We start from the raw sequence: 19,707 nt of genomic DNA, 5'->3' as shown, positions 1-19,707 counted from the left end.
GCGGCCATGACCGTCCCGGTTTATGCCTTCAACGAGTGGATCTGGGCCGCGTTCGATCCCGTTCTGATCGCCATCGCGCTGGTCATGGGCTGGAAGTCGGATCAGTTCGTGAAGGTCATCCTCGTGTCGCTGATGGCTTTCTCGGTCTCCGTGCTGGTGTCGTGGGGCGTCACGGCCATCGGCATCCCCTGGCCGGCCCCGGTGAGCCACGACGGACCGACCTTCTTCCCGATCCGCTGGATCGCCGGATTCCTGTGGGGTGCCCTGGGCTTCCTGGCGCACCAGCTCTATCGCCTGCGCGCTTGACCGCGCCCGCCGGCATTTCCACCTTCGATGACTTGCACCCTTCCGGCGCTCACCCGCGCTCCGCAACGCTGAACCTGGGCCATCATGACCGCAGCCGTGAACCCAAAAAAACTCATCAAGGGCGGCCTGCACGATTGGGAGGTCGTGATCGGCATGGAGATCCACGCCCAGGTCACGAGCCGCTCCAAGCTGTTCTCCGGCGCCGCGACGGAATTCGGGGGCGAGCCCAACGACCACGTCTCCCTGGTGGACGCGGCCATGCCCGGCATGCTGCCGGTGATCAACGAGGAATGCGTCGCCCAGGCCGTGCGCACGGGCCTCGGGCTCAAGGCGCAGATCAACCACCGCTCGGTGTTCGACCGGAAGAACTACTTCTACCCGGACCTGCCGCAGGGCTACCAGATCTCCCAGTTCAAGGACCCCATCGTCGGCGAGGGCACGGTGCTGGTCGATCTGCCCGATGGCGAGACGATCACGGTGGGCGTCGAGCGGCTGCACCTCGAGCAGGACGCCGGCAAGTCGCTCCACGACCAGAACCCGACCCAGAGCTTCGTCGATCTCAACCGCTCGGGCGTCGCCCTCATGGAGATCGTCTCGCGCCCCGACCTGCGCTCGTCGGAGGAGGCGCGCGCCTACGTGACCAAGCTGCGCACCATCCTGCGCTACCTCGGCACCTGCGACGGCGACATGGAGAAGGGCTCGCTCCGGGCCGACGTGAACGTGTCCGTGCGCCTGCCCGGCGACCCGCTCGGCACCCGCTGCGAGATCAAGAACGTCAACTCGATCCGCTTCATCGGCCAGGCCATCGAGGTCGAGGCGAGGCGCCAGATCGCCATCATCGAGGATGGTGGCACCATCTCCCAGGAGACCCGGCTGTTCGATCCGGGCAAGGGCGAGACCCGCTCCATGCGCTCCAAGGAAGAGGCGCACGATTACCGCTACTTCCCCGATCCCGACCTGTTGCCGTTGGAGTTCGACCAGGCCTACGTCGATCGGCTCGCCGAGGGCCTGCCCGAACTGCCCGACGCCAAGAAGGCGCGCTTCATCGAGGCCTACGGGCTCAGCCTCTACGATGCCGGGGTGCTCATCGCCGAGCGGTCCTCGGCCGATTATTTCGAGGCGGTGGCCAAGGGGCGCGACGGCAAGGCCGCGGCGAACTGGGTGATCAACGAGCTGTTCGGCCGCCTCAACAAGGAGGGCAAGGGCATCGAGGCGAGCCCGGTCTCGGCCGATCAGCTTGGCGCCGTGGTCGACCTCATCGGCGAGGGCGTGATCTCCGGCAAGATCGCCAAGGACCTGTTCGAGATCGTCTGGACCGAGGGCGGCGACCCGCGGGCGCTCGTCGAGTCGCGCGGCATGAAGCAGGTCACCGACACCGGCGCCATTGAGACGGCCATCGACGCGATCATCGCGAAGAACCCCGACAAGGTGCAACAGGCCAAGGAAAAGCCGACCCTCCTCGGCTGGTTCGTCGGCCAGACCATGAAGGCCACGGGCGGCAAGGCCAATCCGGCGGCGGTGAACGCCCTGCTGAAGGCGAAGCTCGGCATCGAGTAGGAGGCGCGCTGCCCTCCCCACGAGGGTAGGGCTGCAGATGGCGCGGGTGGGCGTGAAGGCCCTCGGTGCGCATTCCCTCTCCCCGCCAGCGGCCATTGTATCCACACATCTCAGCGCGATGCGGCCCTCCTCCCCCTGTGGGAAGAGGGCCGCGCCCTGCTTCTGGAAAAACGCAGTCGTGTGAATTCGGTAGCCGCAAGCGGGACGAGACCAGCTTCATCGCGAGGGGATGACGCGTTGAGCCCGGCATCCGCTTTCACGATCCGCCATCTCGGCCGGCCGATACGCCGGCTTTCCACGCCGTGCGTCTCGATGCCTTAACCCGGCACCCGGAGGCGTTCGGCGCGTCAGGGGAGGTGGAATCCAGACAGCCGCTCGCGTGGTTCGCCGTGGCCCCTGGAGATCCAAGCCGTATTCGGTGCCTGGAGCGGGGAGGGCGGACCTGGTCGGAGGCGCGGCACTCTACGTGCCCGAGGCGCCCAAGCTCCGCCACCAAGGGCACTTTGTGGGTGGCGCTTCGTGGGGCGTCTTCGTCAGCGCGGACGCACGCGGCGTCTGCGTTGGCATGCCGCTCATCGCGGCCGTGACCGCCTATGCGGAGAACCACCTATGCGGAGACTTGCGTGGACGATGTGGGGTTGTCCGTGGAGGCCGCCAATCACGGCGCGATCCGGCCCTACGAAGCCGCCGGGTTCGTGCCATACGGCATCGAGCCGCGCGCGCTGAACATCGCCGACGTCTTCTACGATGAAATCTTGATGAACCTAGATCTCAGCCGCCAAGGCTGAGCAAGAGAAACCGGCGGCGGAAGCGGTCGAGATGGGGCATTTCGCGTGTTCGAAGTCGTGCCGTAAAGGCCGCTTCTGCGCCCCGGTGACCGCTTCCGTCCCGTGATTCGTGTCTTCGCTGCTCGGATCCGGATCGAATTAAGCTCGGATCGTCGCCGCAGCGTGCTGCTGGGGTGGAGTCATGCTCGTCTCCCACTCGGGGTTGGCCGCAATCGAACGTCAAACGTCGCTGCTGGTCACCTCGTTGCTTTGTCTGTGCTTGACTGGCGAAGCACAAGGACAGACTGCGACTGCCGGGGGGAAGCGTCAACCCCCTATTTGCCGGCTTGGTCGAAAGTCTCCGGTCGGAGTGAGGGAGCACCGCGAAACGTCCTGAACGGTCAACGTCTTGGCGCCCGTCCCCACCCCACCCGCTTCACGGGTTCGGGGTCGGGACCGCCCAGCCCGAGACGCGCTGGCGCAGGGCCGCCCACCAGTTGCGTCCGTGGACGCCCGGCTCCCCCACGGAGACCGTGGCGGTCATGCCGGCCACCAGGGTCACGCCCGCGGGCACGCCCTCGATGCGCACCCGCACGGGCACGCGCTGGGCGAGCCGGACCCAGGTGTAGACGGGATCGACGCTGGGCAGCCCCTGCGTGCTCGGCGCCGCGTTGGCGATGCTGATGCCGAGCGTGATGCTCTCGACCCGGCCGCGGATGATCGGATCGTAACCGAGGAGCTGCGCCGAGACGGTGTCGCCCACATGGATGTGGGCCATCTTCGTCTCCTCGAAGTAGCCGTCGATCCAGAACGAATCGGTGTCGATCACCGCGATGTTGACGGTGCCGGTGGTGGCGTAGTCGCCGACCCGCAGGAGCAGGTTGGTCACCCGGCCGTTCACGGGCGCGCGCACCTCCGTGCGGGTGCGGTTGATCTTGGCCTGGGACAGCTGCGCCTTGGCCGAGGCGAGGGCGGCCTCGGCGATCTTGGCCGTGCCGGCGAATTGCTGCTTCTCCTCGACGGAGGTCGACAGGGTGGTGAGCGCCTCGCGCCGCGCGGCCTGGGTGCGCTTGACCTGGAGGTCGGCCTCGCGGTTGTCCATCTCGGCCTGGGCCGACGCGATGGCGACGTCGAAATCGAACGGATCGATGACGTAGAGCACGTCTCCCTTGCTGACCGCCTGGTTGTCGGTGACGCGCAACTCGACGATCTGGCCCGAGACCTGGGGCGCGACGCTCGCCACCTGCACGCGCACCCGGCCGTCGCGGGTCCACGGCGCGGTGACGTAGAATTGCCAGACCAGGGCCGCCGCCACGAAGGCGCAAGCCAGGATCAGGCCGGTGGCGAACAGGCGCAGGATCCGCCGGGGCCGGCCTACCGTCTTGGGAGCCTTGGCCGGCTGAGCCTTGGCCGGCTGCGCCTTCCGGTCTGCGTCTTGGCGGGCATCTCGGGATTCGTCGGACATCGTCACAGGAACACGATCAGGAGGGCGAGGATGCAGACGTAGAGGCCGGCCTCCGCGAGCGGCGGATTGGCGACGTAGCGGCTGAAGCGGAGACGGTTGAAGGCGACGCGCAGGAGCATCAGGATCGCCAGGGCGCCGGCGGCGTAGGCGACGAAGGGCGAGACGAGAACGCCGCCGAAGTCGAGGTCCGAACGCATCAGGCGCCTTTCAGTCCGAGGCGGCGCAGGAACCGCCCCTGCGTCGCGGCGACGTTGGCGATGGTGGCGAGATCGCTCGCCGCCCGGGCGATGGCGAGGCGCGTGGTCCGCGCGGTCCCCCGCCCGGCGGCCAGCAGCGCGTGCGCCGCCGCCTCGATGGCCCGGCGGTCCACGGCCATGATCGCCTGCCGCGCCGCCCCGGCGGCATCCGCGAGGGCGGGGTCGCTCGCGAGACGCCTGAGCTCCGCATGAGCCCGGGCGGCGGCCGCCTCCATCCGGGCGAGATCGAAGGCCCGGTCGAGGCTTGCCGTCCGCACGGCGCCGCTCTTCGAGCTCCATTGCGCGAACTGGAGGAGGCGATCGCTGTTGAGGCTGGTCCGGGTGGTGGCATCGCCGCCCTCGCCGGCCAGGGCATCGACCAGGGCGCGCCGTGCCGAATCGAGGGCGAAGGCCCGGTGCTGGGAGGGCGAGATCGGTAGCACCACCCGCACGGTGACGAACAGGATGAGGGCCGCCATCACCACCAGCAGGGCGTTCGCGAAGAACGTCTGCGGATCGTAGGTCTGCGGGTTCGAGGGCGAGAGCAGGACGGGGAAGAACACCAGCAGGATGAAGCCGACACCGAAGGTCGGCGGATTGAGGCTGAGGAAGCAGGCCACGAACACCACGGGCGCGATGGCGATGGCGAGCAGCGGAAACCCCTGCACCCCGGCGAGCAGCCCGAACAGGACGAGTCCGGCGCACAGGGCGGCCAGCGGCATGCCGATGAGCACGCCCCGGGCGAACGCCTTCGGGTCCGGCGTGATGGAGGAGAGCGCACAGGTGGCGGCCACTTGGACCAGGGCGAAGGAGGTGGCCGGCCAGCCCGCGAAGATGAGAAGGAGGGCCGTCGTCCCGAACGCGATGCCGACCCGCGCGGCCCCGCGCAGGGCCACGGGGAAATCGCGATGGGTCGGCAGGGGCACGTCGCGCAAGGGACGCTTCCCGGTGTCGAGGGCCTCGGCGCCGTCCTGCGCGAAGGCGGCGTTCCGGGCGAAATCGACGGCGCGCTGCAGGACCAGGACCTCGCCGAGATCGGCCCCGCGCCCGACGGTGTCGGCGAGACCGTCGCGCAGGCGTTCGGCCGCCCGGAGGGCCGCGTCCCGCGCGCCGTCGCGGGTGAGGTCGAGGCACAGGGCACGGGCCTCCGCCACGGCGGGGCCGGGCGCGCGGTCGGCGGCGGTCCCGAAGGCACGGGCGGAGGCCGCCATGGCGTAGAGGGCCGCGATGGCGCTGCGGGCCCCCGCGGCCCGGTTGGGGCCGTCGTCGAGTTCGCCCGCGATGGCACTGGCGTCCCCCCGCATGACCGCGATGCGGCGGATGAGGGCGCCGGCGCGCTCCGATCCGGGATCGCCTGCCGTGAAGGTGTCGCGCGCGAAAGCCCGGGTCGCCTCCAGCGCGCCGTCCAGCGGCGTGCGCAGCGTGCGCCACGTGCTGGGGGAGGCGAGGGCATCGTTGATGAAGGTGATGGCGACGATGCCGATGGCGATCGCCGCCACCCGGTCGACGGCGGCCTCGAACACCGCCTGCGGCGCGTCGATATGCGCGATGGCGATGATCGCCACGGTGTAGCCCGACAGCATCGCCCCGTAGGCCCGGGTGTCCTGCAGGAAGTGGGCGGTGAAGACGCACAGCATCAGCCAGGTCGCGAACGACACCAGCAGCAGCACCCGGTCCTGCGCGAACAGGGCGATGAGCACGATGGCCACCACGGCCCCGACGATCGTACCCACGAACCGGTAGAGCGCCTTCGACAGGGCCTGTCCGCGCTTGGGCTGGGCCAGGATCGCCACGCAGACCATGGCCGAGGAGGCTCCCGAGAGCTGGAGCCAGAACGCCGCGTAGAGGGCCAGCACCATGGCGAGCCAGATCCGCAGGGCGAAGGCCCAGGCGGAGGGCGGCGGCACCACCCGGTCGGCGAAGGCGAGGGTGCGGTCGAGGAGGGAGGGCGCGTCCTGCGTCGCTTCGCTCATGGAACGCGTGACGCCGCCGGAACGAGGGCGTCCGCGGATGATCCGGCGACCCGCGCCTGCCACAGGCACAGGAGCGGGGTCACCACGAGCTCCACGGCGAGCGCCGCCATCATGGTCAGGGACGGCAGGCCGGTCAGCGCCAAGCCGAGGAGCCGGGCGAGGCCGCCCAGCGCCACCACCAGGGTGAGGAAGCGGAACAGGCCGGCCTTGGCCTCGATTCCCGGCACGCAGATCCAGAACAGGATGCCGATGCCCATGTGGAGGCCCGACAGGTAGCGGTAATGGCTGTCGGCGGAGACATCGACGAGGCCGCCCCCGCTACTCAGGCCGAACAGGACGCCGTAGAGGCCCGACACGACGGGCACGAGGGCGACCGCCGCCACCACGCGCTGCAACGCCTGCCGTTCCCGCATCGCCCCGTCCCGTCCCGTACAAGCCGTCCGACGGCCAACAGGGCAGACGGGCAAGCGTTCCCGGGTGAGCGCTACGGTGCCCGACGCACCGGTGTTTGTGGATCAGGCCTTCTGTTCCTTGAGGCGCTTCACGCATTTGCTGAAGTACTGCGGCCATTTCGGGCCCTTGGCGGCCTTGTCGGCGACGGAGAGCGCCCGCCATTCCGCACCGCAGGTCTTCTGGCGCGTGCGCGCCGCACTCTGGCTCACGGTCGGCTCCTTGGCGGCCGTGCCCTTCTCCTGGGCGAGGACCGGCTGGGACAGCAGGAGCGGGGCGGCGAGGCAGGCCAGGAGGAGGGAGCGGAACGGCATCGTAACAACTCTCGATTGCGGTGTTGCCCCTATGGGGCGGGCACGGCGCATCACACCCACAACCAGAGCGTTCGGCAAGAGGCTTTTGCAGAGCAATCTCCCCGATGTAAGGCCGGCCCGCGATCCGCCCAGCACCCCGCCCGCAACCATCGGCTGGCGTTGCGGTTTGATCCGGCACAGGAAGCACGACGAACCTTGGCCGGGATGAACCGCATGGCACACGCTCCGGGACGACCCATCGACGTACACACGTGGAGCACGCCCAACGGCTGGAAGATCCCGATCATGCTGGAGGAGTGTGGCCTGCCCTATCGGGTGGTGCCCGTGAACATCGGCCGGGGCGACCAGATGGCGCCGGACTTCCTCGCGCTCTCGCCCAACAACAAGATCCCGGCCATCGTCGACCCCGACGGGCCGGGGGGCGAGCCGATCACAATCTTCGAATCGGGGGCGATCCTACAATACCTCAGCCGAAAGACCGGCTGCTTCCTCCCCGCCGACGAGCGCGCGCGGGTGAAGGTCGAGGAGTGGCTGATCTGGCAGGTGGCGGGCTTCGGGCCGATGCTCGGTCAGGCCCATCATTTCCGCATCTACGCGCAGGAGAAGATTCCCTACGCCATCGAGCGCTTCACCACGGAGGCCCAGCGGCTCTATCGCGTCCTCGACCGGCAACTCGACGGCCGGGACTATGTCGCGGGAGACATTTCCATCGCCGACATCGCGATCCTGCCCTGGGCCAAGTACCACGAGAAGCAGGGCGTCGACCTCGCCGCCCTGCCCAATGTCGAGGCCTGGATCGCCCGGATGCTGGCGCGGCCCGCCGTGCAGCGCGGGTTCGCGGCGATCTGAAAGGGGGGGGACCCTCCCTTCCACACAAGGGGGGCAGTGCCCCCCGGGGACCGTTATTCCGCCGGAGCGGCCTTGGCCGCCGGCTTCGGAACCGCCTTCGCGGCGGGCTTCGGCGCCGGGGCGGCGGCCTCGCCGGCCACGTTGGTGGCCTGCTGGTTCACATCTGGCACCCGGGTCCAGGTCTGCGAGCCGCACAGGATCTTCAGGAGGCAGCCCGAGACCGACAGCTCGAAGGCGCTCTCACGCTCCAGGCTCACCTGGTACAGCTTGCCCTCGTCGGCGTTGTAGATCTCGCCGGAGAATTTCGACTCCTCGGGCTTGAGGTTGTCGAGGAGGGTAAGGCCCAAGGCAGGGCGGCTGCGCTTCTTCGGGTCGGGATTCTTGATGTCGGTGCGCGGAGCGCCGTCCTCGGTGGTGGGGGATTTCAGCCAGACCACCTTGCCGCAGATGTTGGCGCCGCCCGGGCCGCACCGGTCGATGCGGACCTTGGCCCGTCCGTCGCCGGTGAGCCAGGTGCCCGACGGGTCCTGGGTGGGAGCGGCGAGGGCCGGCACCACCTGGGCGATGGTGAAGCCGGAAAGAAGGCAGGCGGCAGTCAGGGCGACGCGCATGGGATGGTCTCCGTCGAACGGCGGAAGGGGTCGGTGTCGTTGACACCAGAAAGCCCGCGCAATCGGGCGAATTTCCGGCACTGTTGCGCTCAAGCCATGGCCGAGGGTTTTTCCTCGTGAGGCAAGGGTTTTTACCCTCGGGTTGAGGGGCGGGGGCGCCCCCGCTATAAGCCCGGCGCCGGAGCCTTAAGTTCCGGCCACAGAATCAGAACCGGACGAACCATGGCCACCGAGCGCACCTTCTCCATCCTCAAGCCCGACGCGACGAAGCGGAACCTGACCGGCGCGGTCAATGCCGTGATCGAGAAGGCCGGCCTGCGCATCGTCGGTCAGCGCCGCATCCAGATGAGCCGTGCCCAGGCGGAGAAGTTCTACGAGGTCCACAAGGAGCGCCCGTTCTTCGGCGAGCTCGTCGACTTCATGATCTCCGGCCCCGTGGTCGTGCAGGTGCTCGAGGGCGAGAACGCCATCGCCCGCTACCGTGAGATCATGGGCGCCACGAACCCGGCCAATGCCGACGAGGGCACCATCCGCAAGACCTTCTCCGAGTCGGTGGGCGAGAACACCGTCCACGGGTCCGACAGCGCCGAGAACGCCAAGCTCGAGATCGCGCAGTTCTTCCAGGACTCCGACATCGCCGGCTGAGTGCCTTCGCCGCGCACCGCCGTCCCGAGGGGCGGCGGTGCGCGGCGGTATTTGCCGCCACGCTGTGGCCGCGCTGCCCTTGCGCGGCCACCAGGGCTCCGTGAAACCGGGCTGTTTCCCGAATCGCTTTCACGGACCCCTCACACCATGCGCCTCCTCGCTCCGCGCACCGGCCGGCTTCTGCTCGCCGCAGGCCTCCTCGCTGCGCTCGCCGCCTGCAACGCCAACAAGGCCGGCCCGACGGCCGAGCTCGCCGGCTACACGCCCGATCCGGCCCTCAAGACCGCCACCGCGAGCAACCTCACCGGTCGCGTGCGCCATGCCTGCACGGTGACGCAGGCCCGGCTCCAGAACGTGTCCGAGGTCTCCCTCGCCCGCCCGTGCGGCTGCTACGCCCAGCGCACCCTGGCGAGCCTCGACCAGAACGAACTCGTTGCCTATCGCACCACCGGCTACTTCAACGATTCGGCCCGCGCCAAGGCGCTCTCGGCCCTCGACAGCTGCCAGCTGCCGCGCCCGGCCTGATTCGCTGCAGGGCGGACCCGCCTGTGCAGGTCCGTCCCACTGCGGAGCCCGTCTAATCCCGAAGACTGAGCAGGGCGCCGTCCGCCCGGCTCACATCGTCCGAAAAAACCACCCGGTCGCCGTCGAGGCGCGCACGGTCCGAGGCGATGAGCGCCAGGGCCGCCGGATAGAGCCGGTGCTCCTGCACCAGGATGCGGGCGGCCAGCGCGTCGGCATCGTCGCCCGGCAGGACCGGCACGGCGGCCTGGGCGACGATGGGCCCGGCATCGAGCTCCGGCACCACGTAATGCACGGTGCAGCCGTGCAGGCGCACACCTGCGGCCAACGCCTGTTCGTGCGTGTGCACGCCCTTGAACAGGGGCAGCAGGGAGGGGTGGATGTTGATCATCCGCCCGGCCCAGGCCTCGACGAAGCCGGCCGAGAAGATCCGCATGAAGCCGGCGAGGCACACGAGGTCGATGTCCGCGGTCACGAGTTCGGCGTGCAGCGCCGCGTCGAAGGCCGCGCGGCTCGGATAGGCCTTGTGGTCGATGGCGCGCGTCGCGATGCCGGCCGCCGCCGCCGTGGCGAGGCCCCCGGCCTCGGTCCGGTTGGAGGCCACCAGCACGATCTCGGCGGGAAAATCCGGCGCCGCGGCCGCCGCGATGAGCGAGGCCATGTTCGAGCCGCGTCCCGAGATCAGGATCGCGACCCGGGTTTTTTTCGGAGGCGTCATCAGCGCGGCACCGTCAAAACGTGAGCCGGCCTTCGAAGGTCACGGGCTCGGGACCCCGCGTCGTGATCCGGCCGAGCCGCACGGGCGAGGCACCGCCGAGATCCAGCGCCTTCGACACCGCGCCGACGCTGTCGGGCGAGACCACCACCACCATGCCGATGCCGCAGTTGAAGGTGCGCAGCATCTCGGATTCGGCGACCTCGCCGATCTCGGCGAGCCAGCCGAACACCGGAGGGGGCATGATCGCGTCGAGGTCGATGGCGATGCCGACCCCGTCGGGCAGCACACGCGGCAGGTTGTCGGGAAAGCCCCCGCCGGTGATGTGGGCCAGCGCCTTGATCCCGTCCGTGGATTTCAGGGCGGCGAGCAGAGGCTTCACGTAGATGCGGGTCGGCTCGAGGAGGGCTTCACCGAGGGTGCGGATCGGCTCGAACGGCGCCGGATCGTCGTAGGACAGACCGCTCTTCTCGACGATGCGGCGCACCAGGGAGAAGCCGTTGGAATGGACCCCGGAGGAGGGCAGGCCCAGCACCACGTCGCCGGGCACGATGTTGCCGCGCGGCAGCAGGGTGCCGCGCTCGGCCGCCCCCACGCTGAAGCCGGCGAGATCGTAGTCGGCGCCGTCGTAGAGGCCCGGCATCTCGGCGGTCTCGCCGCCGATGAGGGCGCAGCCGGCGAGGCGGCATCCCGCCGCGATCCCGCGCACGATGTCGGTCCCGACGCCGGGCACGAGTTTGGCGGTGGCGAAATAGTCGAGGAAGAACAGCGGCTCGGCGCCCTGGACGATGATGTCGTTGACGCACATGGCGACGAGATCGATGCCGATGGTGTCGTGGCGGTTGGTCTCGATGGCGATCTTCACCTTGGTGCCGACGCCGTCGTTGGCTGCCACCAGGATCGGATCGCGGAACCCCGCCGCCTTGAGGTCGAACAGGCCGCCGAACCCGCCGATCTCGGCATCCGCCCCCGGCCGGCGGGTGGCGCGCACCAGCGGCTTGATCGTCTCGACCATGGCATTGCCCGCATCGATGTCGACGCCGGCCTCCGCGTAGGTCATTCCGTGTTTGGGCTCGCCGGTCATCCGCGCCGCTCTCTTCCGATCCGCTCTTTCGCGACCTCTAACCATTCCCGCGCGCCTTCGCGAGTCTTCTGCGGCATACCTTGACCGCACCCCACCGGCTTCCCACTCTCGTGAGCGCACGGGCGGCGTGCGGGACGGAGGACGGCCGATGCGCGGCAGGGCGGTGATCGGGTGTCTGGCACTCGGCGGAGCTGTCCTGCTCCTCTATCTCCTGGCCGACGTGATGCTGCCCTTCGTGGCCGGCCTCGCGCTGGCCTACCTCCTCGATCCCATCGCCGACCGCCTCGAACGTCTCGGCCTCGGGCGGCTCACGGCCTCGCTCCTGATCCTGGCGATGTTCGTGGTCGTCCTCGTGGTGGCGCTCCTCATCGTCGTCCCGCTCGCCGCCAACCAGATCGCCGCGTTGGTCGCGACCCTGCCCGGCATGGTCGCGCGGCTGCAGGGAATCCTGACGGAGAGGGCTGGCCCGCTGCTGCAGCGCATGGGCGGCGCGGATGTCCTGACCGACCTGCAATCCTCCGTCGGCACCCTGGTGGGGCAGGGCGGGACGTGGTTCCTCGCCTTCCTGAAATCCCTGTGGTCGGGCAGTCAGGCGCTGATCTCCATCGCCTCGCTCCTCGTGGTGACGCCCGTGGTGGCGTTCTACCTGCTCGTCGACTGGGACCGGATGATCGCGGCCCTCGACGGCTGGGTGCCGCCGCGCCACCGCGCCGTGGTGCGCCGCCTCGGCCGCGAGATCGACGGGGCCGTGACCGGCTTCGTGCGCGGCCAGACCCTGGTCTGTCTGATCCTCGGCACCTTCTACGCCGTCGGGCTGTTCGTGGTCGGGCTGAACTTCGGCGTGCTCATCGGCCTCATCGCGGGCTTCCTCACCTTCATCCCGTATGTGGGGACGCTCACCGGCTTCCTGCTCTCCGTCGGCGTCGCCCTGGCGCAGTTCTGGCCCGATTCCGACTGGCTCCATATCGGGCTCACCGTCGGGGTGTTCGCGGTGGGCCAGTTCCTGGAGGGGAACATCATCTCGCCGAAACTCGTCGGCGAATCGGTGGGCCTCCACCCGGTCTGGCTGATGTTCGCGCTCCTGGCCTTCGGCTCGCTGTTCGGCTTCCTCGGCCTGCTGCTCGCCGTGCCCGTGGCCGCCTCCATCGGCGTGGTGGTGCGCTTCGCCCTGAGCCGTTACCTGCAGAGTCCGCTCTATCACGCGGGCTCCCCGGTGCTGCTCCCCAACCGTGAGACCTGATGGCCATCCGCGAGAATGCGCCCCCCAAGCAACTTGCGTTCGACCTGCCCGCCGACCCCCGCTACGGGCGCGAGGACTTTCTGGTCGGTCCCGCCAACGAGGCGGCCTACGGCCTCGTGGAAGCCTGGCCGAACTGGCCCGACACGGTCTGCGTCCTCACCGGCCCGCCCGGCAGCGGCAAGAGCCACCTCGCCTCGATCTGGGCGACGCGGGCCCATGCCTGGACCGCCTCCGTCGCCGAGGTCCAGGCCGCACGGGTGCCGCACCTCGTCTCCAACGGCGCCCTCGTCATCGAGGACATCGACCGGCCCGAGGGTCGCGACGAGGCGGCCCTGTTCCATCTCCTCAACCTCGCGCGGGAGCATGGCAGCCCCGTCCTCGTCACGGCGGCGCAAGCCGTGGAGGCCATGGGCCTCGCGACGGCGGATCTGCGCTCCCGCCTGCGCCTGGCGCCCGGCGCCACCATCCTCGCTCCCGACGATGCGCTCCTGCGCGCCGTCCTCGTCAAGCTGTTCGTGGATCGCCAACTCGTGGTCGATCTCGCCGTGGTCGAGGCCTTGGCCCTGCGCATCGACCGCTCGTTCGGCCTCGCCCGACAGGTGGTGAGCGAACTCGACCGCGACGCCCTCGGGCGCGGCCGGCGCATCACCCGGCCCCTGGCGCTGGCCGTGCTCGCCCGCCTCGGCCTCGATGCCACCGACGACGAGGCCGACGATTAGAGGCTGCGGACCGGAAACTGTCATCGAACCGTCAAGAACCGCGCCTTCCCGCATGCTAGGAAGCCGCCCCTCAGCTTTCAGGAGACAGACACTTGGCGGACATGGAATCGGACGCGACCGCATCGGAGACCGGACCCGCCGAGGCCGAGACCACACGTGCGGTGGCCCGTCCCCGGGCCACACGGTCCGCGCCGAAACGCGTCGCTCAGGAAAAGCCCGCGATCGGTGCGGACGGGCCCGCGGCCCTCGCGGCGGAGGCCGGGCCGGACGTCGATCTGCCCCTCGTGGAGGCGCCCCTGCCCGAGCCGGCGCCCGACTTGCCCGCCGCCGCGGACGTCCGCGGCACCGTGCGCGAGGCCGGCCTCGCGCTGCGCCACTCGCCCGAGCGCTTCGTCAACCGCGAGCTGTCCTGGCTCCAGTTCAACCGAAGGGTTCTGGAGGAGGCCTCGAACCCCAACCACCCGCTGCTCGAACAGCTGCGCTTCCTCTCGATCTCGGCCAACAACCTCGACGAGTTCTTCATGGTGCGCGTCGCCGGCCTGCACGATCAGGTCCGCGCCGGCCTCGTCGCGCCCTCGCAGGACGGCCTGAGCCCGGCCGAGCAGCTCGCGCGCGTCGGTTCGGACGTGTCGCGCCTGGCGCTCGACCAGCAGCAGCGCTGGCGCGAGTTGCGCGGTGAACTCCTCGGCGTCGGCATCGAACTCGTCGAGCCCGCCGGCCTCACGCCGGAGCACAAGGCCTGGCTGGAGGAGTACTTCCTCAGCCACGTCTTCCCGGTGCTGACGCCGCTCGCCATCGATCCGGCCCATCCGTTCCCGTTCATCCCGAACCTCGGGTCGACCGTCGCCCTGATGCTCATGCGTCCGCGGGACGGGCGGGTGCTGCGCGCCCTCATCCGCCTGCCGGCCCTGGTCGACCGCTTCGTGCGCCTGCCCGATGCGGACGGGGACGCCACGGCGCGGTTCATCGCCATCGAGCAGGTCATCGTCCTGTTCACCGGACGCCTGTTCCCGGGCTACTCCCTGCGCGGCCACGGGGCGTTCCGGGTGATCCGCGATTCCGACCTCGAGATCGAGGAGGAGGCCGAGGACCTCGTCCTGCATTTCGAGACGGCCCTGAAGCAGCGCCGCCGCGGCATCGTCATCCGCCTCGAGGTCGAGGCCGGCATGTCGGAGGATCTTCGTGCGTTCGTCGCCGACGAACTCGAGATCGGCCCCGATGCGGTCTTCATGGTCGAGGGCATGCTGGCGCTCAACGAACTGTCGCAGATCGTCGGGATCGACCGGCCGGAGCTCAAGTTCAAGGCCTACAATCCGCGCTTCCCCGAACGCATCCGCGAGAGCGGCGGCGACGTGTTCGCGGCCATCCGGCAGAAGGACTTCACCGTCCACCACCCCTACGAGTCGTTCGACGCGGTGGTGCAGTTCCTGGCGCAAGCCGCCCGCGACCCCAACGTGGTCGCGATCAAGCAGACCCTCTACCGTACCTCCTCGAACTCGCCCATCGTGGCGGCCCTGGCGGAAGCCGCCGAACTCGGCAAGTCGGTCACCGCCCTCGTCGAGCTCAAGGCCCGCTTCGACGAGGAGGCCAACATCCGCTGGGCGCGCAACCTCGAGAAGGCCGGCGCGCAGGTGGTGTTCGGCTTCGTCGAGCTGAAAACCCACGCCAAGCTGTCGATGGTGGTCCGGCGCGAGGGCGACAAGCTCGTGAGCTACTGCCACGTCGGCACCGGCAACTATCACCCGATCACGGCGCGCATCTACACCGACCTGTCGTTCTTCACCGCCGATCCGGTGGTGGCCCGCGACGTGTCGCGCATCTTCAACTACATCACCGGCTACGCCGAGCCCGCGGGCCTCGAGCGCATGGCGGTCTCACCCCTGACCCTGAAGCCCCGCCTCCTCGAGAACATCGAGCAGGAGATCGCCCACGCCAAGGCCGGGCGCCCGGCGGCGATCTGGATCAAGTGCAACTCCCTGGTCGATCAGCAGATCATCGACGCCCTGTACGACGCCAGCGCGGCGGGCGTGCAGATCGATTGCGTGGTCCGCGGCATCTGCTGCCTCCGGCCGGGCATCCCCGGCCTGTCGGAGACCATCCGGGTGAAATCCATCGTCGGGCGCTTCCTGGAGCACGGGCGCATCTACTGCTTCGGCAACGGCGTCGGGCTGCCTCACCCCAAGGCGACGGTGTACATCTCCTCGGCCGATCTCATGAGCCGCAACCTCGATCGCCGGGTCGAGGCGCTCCTGCCCATCACCAATCCCACGGTGCATCAGCAGGTGCTCGATCAGATCATGCTGGCTAACCTCCTCGACAACCGCCAGAGCTGGCGTGTACTGGCGTCTGGCGCGAGTGAGCGGATCCAGCCGGCCGAGGGCGAGGAACCGTTCAACGCCCATAAATATTTCATGACGAATCCGAGCCTGTCCGGGCGCGGCAAATCGTCGAAGAAATCGAGCCCGCGCGCCCTGAGCCGCCGTGCCCAGCGCGCCTGAGCGCCTTGCCGAAGGAACATGCATGGGCCTCCACCATGCCGGCCCACCCCGCGGCGAGTCCGGGGCCGACGCGTCGCCGGCCTCGATGCGCCGCGAGCCCGTGGCCATCATCGACATCGGCTCGAACTCCGTGCGGCTCGTCGCCTATGACGGGCTGACGCGGGCGCCGACGCCCCTCTACAACGAGAAGGTCCTGTGCGGGCTCGGCCGCAACGTGCTCACCACCGGTCGCCTCAACGAGGAGGCCGTCCGGCGTGCCCTGATCGCCCTCGCGCGGTTCCGGGTGCTGTGCGAGACCATGCGGGTCGCCCGGGTCTTCGTGCTCGCCACGGCCGCCGCCCGGGACGCGCAGAACGGCGCCGAGTTCCTCGCGGCCGCGCAGGCCGCCTGCGGCCACCCCATCGAGCTCCTGTCGGGGCGGCGCGAGGCCGAGCTGTCGGCGCTTGGCGTCGTATCGAGCTTCCACGCGCCGGACGGCGTGGTCGGCGATCTCGGCGGCGGTTCCCTCGAACTCGTGGACGTGCGCGGCGCCACCGTGGGCACGGGCGTGACCATGCCGCTCGGCGGACTGGCCCTTCAGGACCTCTCGGGCAATTCGCCCAAGAAGGCCATCAAGATCGTGCGCGAGCACCTGAAGAAGGCCGCCCCCCAGCTCGAGACCCTGCGCGGACGCAGCTTCTACGCCGTCGGCGGCACCTGGCGGGCCCTGGCCCGCCTGCATCAGGCCGCGCGGGGCTACCCGCTCCACGTCATGCACGGCTACAGCGTCGAGCCCTCGGACGAACTCAACTTCCTCGAAGTGGTGGAGCGCACGGACGCGGCCCTGCTGCAGGACGTCGAGAGCGTCTCCGAGGCCCGCCGGCCACTGCTCGCCTACGGGGCGGTGGTGCTGGAGGAAATCCTCCGGGTCGGGCGCCCGCGCGAACTCGCGGTCTCGGCCGCGGGCGTGCGCGAGGGCCTGCTCTACGAGCAGCTCGACCGGGACGCGCGGCTGGCCGATCCGCTCCTGGTGGCGGCCGCCGAACTCAATGCCCTGCGGGCCCGCTCGCCGGGGCATGCCACGGATCTCATCGCCTGGACCGACCGCTTCATCGCCTCCCTCGACGCGCCCGAGACGGCGGACGAGCGCCGTCTGCGGCACGCCGCCTGCCTGCTCTCGGATATCGGCTGGCGGGCGCACCCGGACTATCGCGGCGAGCAGAGCGTCAACGTGATCACCCACGCGGCCTTCGTCGGCATCGACCATCCCGGTCGGGCCTATCTGGCGCTCGCCGTATACTTCCGCCACGAGGGCGTCGCGCCGGAAAAGGCGAGCCCGATGCTGCGCAACCTCGCCGGGGCCCGCCTGTTCGACCGGGCCCGCCTGCTCGGCGCCCTCCTGCGCCTCGCCTTCCCGCTGACGGCCGGAATGACGGGCAGCCTCGGCAATCTTCCCGTCGCCGTCGTGGAGGGGCGCGTCACCCTGACCATGCCGCCCGATTGCGAGACCCTGGCGGGTGACCGCATCCTCAACCGCGTCCGCGGCGTCGGCCGCGTCATCGGCCTCGACGGCCGCATCGTGATCGCCTGAGTTCGGATCGAGACCCCATGCAAGCCCTCCAGCTCTTCGGCGACCGCGACCTGCGCGTGAGCGAGATCGAGGCCCCGGCTCTCCCCGGCCCCGGCGAGGTCCGGATCCGCGTCCGGGCGGTCGGCCTCAATTTCATCGACGTGTGGGGCTTTCGCGGCATGGCCTTCGCCAAGCGCAAGCTGCCCCTCACCGTGGGCGCCGAAGCTTCGGGCGAGATCGCCTGCGTCGGCGAGGGCGTCGAGGGCCTGGCCGAGGGCGACCGCGTGGCCCTCTACGGCGCCCAGACCTGCGGCCAGTGCAAGGCCTGCCGGGAGGGCCGCGACAATCTCTGCGAGAACGTCGCCGGCGTGATGGGCTTCCACATCGATGGGTTCGCCCGCGAGTTCGTGACCATGCCGGCCCGTCTCGTGGTCCGGGTGCCGGACGGGGTCGGCTTCACCGATGCCGCCTGTGCGCCCATCGCCTTCGGAACCGTGCAGCACATGCTGTTCGACAACGCGAAGCTGGAGCCCGGCGAAAGCATCCTGGTCCATGCCGGCGGCTCCGGCATCGGCACGGCGGCGATCAAGATGGCCAAGGCCATCGGCTGCACGGTGTTCACCACGGTCGGCGACGACGCCAAGGGGGAGAAGGCCAAGGCGCTCGGCGCCGACCACGTCATCAACTACCGCGACGAACGCTTCGAGGGCGAGGTCCGCCGGCTGACGAAGCGCAAGGGCGTCGACGTGGTGTTCGAGCATGTCGGGCCCGACACCTGGAACGGCTCGCTCCTGTGCCTCAAGCGCGGCGGGCGCCTCGTCACCTGCGGGTCGACCTCGGGCGTCTCCACCACCATGAACCTGATGCAGCTGTTCCAGCAGCAATACCGCATCACCGGCTCGTTCGGCTGCTCCATGGCCAACATCCGCCAGTCGCTCGCCAAGATGGCCGAGGGCCTCACCCCCGTGGTGGATACGATCCTGCCGCTCGCCGATTTCGCCCAGGGGCTGGAGCGCCTCGAATCCCGCAAGGTGTTCGGCAAGATTCTCGTCACCCTGTGACGGAGCGTCTCGCCGGGGCCGCCCGGCTGTTGGACGCAGACCGGGTGCACCCCCGCGAAAAAATGATCTAAGCGGGGAGGGTGAGCGTCGCCGTGAGCGCTCGTCCGCACGGAAATCGCCTTGCTCCGCCTCGCTCTGGTCCTGAAACGCCACCTGCCGCGCCTTGCCGGGCTGGCGATGATCCCCCTGATCCGGACCCTGTTCTGGCTGGCCCGCCGGCTCGGCACCGACCGGGCGAGCCGGATCGGCGGGCGCTTGGTCCGGACCGTCGGCCCGTTCCTGCCGGCCCATCGGACCGCCATGGCCAACCTCGCGGCCGCGTTCCCCGACCTCGATCCGGCCGCCCGGCGGGCGCTGGCGGCGGAGGCTTGGGACAATCTCGGCCGAACGGGCGCCGAATACGCCCACCTCCACACCCTGTTCGATGCCGACGACACCGATCCGTCGAGCCAGCGCATGCAGGTCTCGGGCGAGGGCCATTTCGCGGACCTGCGCGACGACGGGAAGCCGGGGCTGATCTTCTCGGCGCACCTCGCCAACTGGGAATTGCCGGCGATCTGCGCGGCCCGCTACGGCCTCGACGCCACGGCGATCTTCCGGCCGCCCAACGACGCGGCCTCCGCGCGGCTCGTGCAGGAGGTGCGCCGCCAGACCATGGGCGGCCTGGCGGCGGCCGGGCAGGGCGCCGTCTTCGCCATGCAGGGCGTGGTGGAGCGCGGCGGACACCTCGGCCAGCTCATCGACCAGCATTTCACCCGGGGCGTCGTGGTCGAGTTCTTCGGCCGCCCCGTCCTCGTCAACCCCCTGCTCGGCAAGCTCGCCCGACACTACGAATGCCCGGTCCACGGCGTGCGCGTGGTGCGGCGGGAGGGCGCGCGCTTCGCCCTCGAACTCACCCCACCCCTCGATCTGCCGCGCGACGCCAAGGGCGAGATCGACGTCCAGGGCGCCATGCAGGCCATGACCCGGGTGGTCGAGGACTGGATCCGCGAGAATCCCGGACAATGGCTCTGGATGCACCGGCGCTGGCGCCCGGCCATGCTGCCGAAGCCGAAGGCGCCGGCGACATCCGCCACCGAGGCGGCTGCGCCCGCCACCTGATCCGGGTTCGAAGGGCCAAGCCCTTCGCGGGTCCAGGGAAGCGCC

The 19,707-nt window shown here is 69.8% G+C and carries 20 protein-coding genes; 12 read left to right on the top strand and 8 right to left on the bottom strand.

The window, feature by feature from the left end; translation table 11 throughout:
• Positions 1-6 precede the first annotated feature (6 nt).
• The 3 genes from ASF27_RS06985 (at position 7) to ASF27_RS22140 (ending at position 2,651) form a co-directional block, all read left to right on the top strand.
• Positions 7-306 carry a hypothetical protein gene (locus tag ASF27_RS06985; protein WP_056168326.1) on the top strand — a complete coding sequence of 100 codons (300 nt, stop codon included), beginning with the start codon at positions 7-9 and terminating at the stop codon, positions 304-306.
• Positions 307-390: 84 nt separating this feature from the next.
• Positions 391-1,863: an Asp-tRNA(Asn)/Glu-tRNA(Gln) amidotransferase subunit GatB gene (gene gatB, locus ASF27_RS06980; protein ID WP_056358812.1), complete on the top strand. Its 1,473-nt coding sequence runs from the start codon at positions 391-393 to the stop codon at positions 1,861-1,863.
• Positions 1,864-2,507: 644 nt separating this feature from the next.
• The gene (locus ASF27_RS22140; RefSeq protein WP_210166264.1) at positions 2,508-2,651 is read left to right on the top strand and encodes a hypothetical protein; all 144 of its coding nucleotides are present in this window, start codon (positions 2,508-2,510) and stop codon (positions 2,649-2,651) included.
• 415 nt (positions 2,652-3,066) lie between these two features.
• On the opposite strand, the gene ASF27_RS06975 is transcribed toward ASF27_RS22140, so the two are convergent.
• The 5 genes from ASF27_RS06975 to ASF27_RS06955 form a co-directional block, all read right to left on the bottom strand.
• Positions 3,067-4,095, bottom strand: coding sequence for an efflux RND transporter periplasmic adaptor subunit (locus ASF27_RS06975; protein WP_056358809.1), 1,029 nt, complete (start codon positions 4,093-4,095; stop codon positions 3,067-3,069).
• Between the two features lie 2 nt (positions 4,096-4,097).
• Entirely contained in the window at positions 4,098-4,292 is a 195-nt protein-coding gene (locus ASF27_RS06970) for a DUF1656 domain-containing protein (RefSeq protein WP_056168314.1), read from the bottom strand.
• Positions 4,292-6,304: an FUSC family protein gene (locus ASF27_RS06965; protein ID WP_056358807.1), complete on the bottom strand. Its 2,013-nt coding sequence runs from the start codon at positions 6,302-6,304 to the stop codon at positions 4,292-4,294. Before ASF27_RS06965 ends, ASF27_RS06970 begins: the two co-directional genes overlap by 1 nt.
• Positions 6,301-6,717, bottom strand: a complete 417-nt coding sequence (locus tag ASF27_RS06960) for a DUF4345 domain-containing protein (protein ID WP_056168308.1) — start codon at positions 6,715-6,717, stop codon at positions 6,301-6,303. Before ASF27_RS06960 ends, ASF27_RS06965 begins: the two co-directional genes overlap by 4 nt.
• 102 nt (positions 6,718-6,819) lie before the next feature.
• Complete coding sequence (locus ASF27_RS06955; protein WP_056358803.1) at positions 6,820-7,068, bottom strand: hypothetical protein; 249 nt, start codon at positions 7,066-7,068, stop codon at positions 6,820-6,822.
• A 213-nt stretch (positions 7,069-7,281) separates the two neighbouring features.
• On the opposite strand from ASF27_RS06955, the gene ASF27_RS06950 reads away from it, so the two are divergent.
• On the top strand, positions 7,282-7,917 hold the full coding sequence (locus ASF27_RS06950; RefSeq protein WP_056168415.1) for a glutathione S-transferase N-terminal domain-containing protein: 636 nt from the start codon (positions 7,282-7,284) through the stop codon (positions 7,915-7,917).
• Positions 7,918-7,970: 53 nt separating this feature from the next.
• On the opposite strand, the gene ASF27_RS06945 is transcribed toward ASF27_RS06950, so the two are convergent.
• On the bottom strand, positions 7,971-8,528 hold the full coding sequence (locus ASF27_RS06945) for a DUF2147 domain-containing protein (RefSeq protein WP_056358800.1): 558 nt from the start codon (positions 8,526-8,528) through the stop codon (positions 7,971-7,973).
• Between the two features lie 222 nt (positions 8,529-8,750).
• On the opposite strand from ASF27_RS06945, the gene ndk reads away from it, so the two are divergent.
• A complete protein-coding gene (ndk, locus tag ASF27_RS06940; RefSeq protein WP_056168300.1) occupies positions 8,751-9,173 on the top strand; it encodes a nucleoside-diphosphate kinase in 423 nt (140 codons plus the stop codon).
• A gap of 147 nt (positions 9,174-9,320) precedes the next feature.
• Positions 9,321-9,698: a hypothetical protein gene (locus tag ASF27_RS06935; RefSeq protein WP_056168297.1), complete on the top strand. Its 378-nt coding sequence runs from the start codon at positions 9,321-9,323 to the stop codon at positions 9,696-9,698.
• Between the two features lie 52 nt (positions 9,699-9,750).
• On the opposite strand, the gene purN is transcribed toward ASF27_RS06935, so the two are convergent.
• Complete coding sequence (gene purN, locus ASF27_RS06930; RefSeq protein WP_056358798.1) at positions 9,751-10,413, bottom strand: phosphoribosylglycinamide formyltransferase; 663 nt, start codon at positions 10,411-10,413, stop codon at positions 9,751-9,753.
• Positions 10,414-10,426: 13 nt separating this feature from the next.
• On the bottom strand, positions 10,427-11,494 hold the full coding sequence (gene purM, locus ASF27_RS06925; RefSeq protein WP_056168291.1) for a phosphoribosylformylglycinamidine cyclo-ligase: 1,068 nt from the start codon (positions 11,492-11,494) through the stop codon (positions 10,427-10,429).
• Positions 11,495-11,642: 148 nt separating this feature from the next.
• Between purM and ASF27_RS06920 the strand changes: the two genes are divergently transcribed.
• The 6 genes from ASF27_RS06920 to ASF27_RS06895 all read left to right on the top strand — a co-directional run bounded on the left by ASF27_RS06920 (position 11,643) and on the right by ASF27_RS06895 (position 19,662).
• Positions 11,643-12,734 carry an AI-2E family transporter gene (locus ASF27_RS06920; protein ID WP_056358794.1) on the top strand — a complete coding sequence of 364 codons (1,092 nt, stop codon included), beginning with the start codon at positions 11,643-11,645 and terminating at the stop codon, positions 12,732-12,734.
• A 5-nt stretch (positions 12,735-12,739) separates the two neighbouring features.
• Complete coding sequence (locus ASF27_RS06915) at positions 12,740-13,453, top strand: hypothetical protein (RefSeq protein WP_056168412.1); 714 nt, start codon at positions 12,740-12,742, stop codon at positions 13,451-13,453.
• Between the two features lie 101 nt (positions 13,454-13,554).
• The gene (locus ASF27_RS06910) at positions 13,555-15,951 is read left to right on the top strand and encodes an RNA degradosome polyphosphate kinase (RefSeq protein ID WP_244474215.1); all 2,397 of its coding nucleotides are present in this window, start codon (positions 13,555-13,557) and stop codon (positions 15,949-15,951) included.
• A gap of 85 nt (positions 15,952-16,036) precedes the next feature.
• A complete protein-coding gene (ppx, locus tag ASF27_RS06905; protein WP_056262729.1) occupies positions 16,037-17,521 on the top strand; it encodes an exopolyphosphatase in 1,485 nt (494 codons plus the stop codon).
• A gap of 17 nt (positions 17,522-17,538) precedes the next feature.
• Complete coding sequence (locus ASF27_RS06900; protein WP_056168272.1) at positions 17,539-18,561, top strand: zinc-binding dehydrogenase; 1,023 nt, start codon at positions 17,539-17,541, stop codon at positions 18,559-18,561.
• Between the two features lie 120 nt (positions 18,562-18,681).
• Positions 18,682-19,662, top strand: coding sequence for a lipid A biosynthesis lauroyl acyltransferase (locus ASF27_RS06895; protein ID WP_056262619.1), 981 nt, complete (start codon positions 18,682-18,684; stop codon positions 19,660-19,662).
• Positions 19,663-19,707: the final 45 nt, after the last annotated feature.

The sequence above is a fragment of the Methylobacterium sp. Leaf102 genome, from assembly GCF_001422425.1.
In the GTDB taxonomy this organism is placed as follows: Bacteria; Pseudomonadota; Alphaproteobacteria; order Rhizobiales; family Beijerinckiaceae; genus Methylobacterium.
Note: the sequence above shows the minus strand (reverse complement) of the source record. Positions and strands in the feature narration are given on the sequence as shown.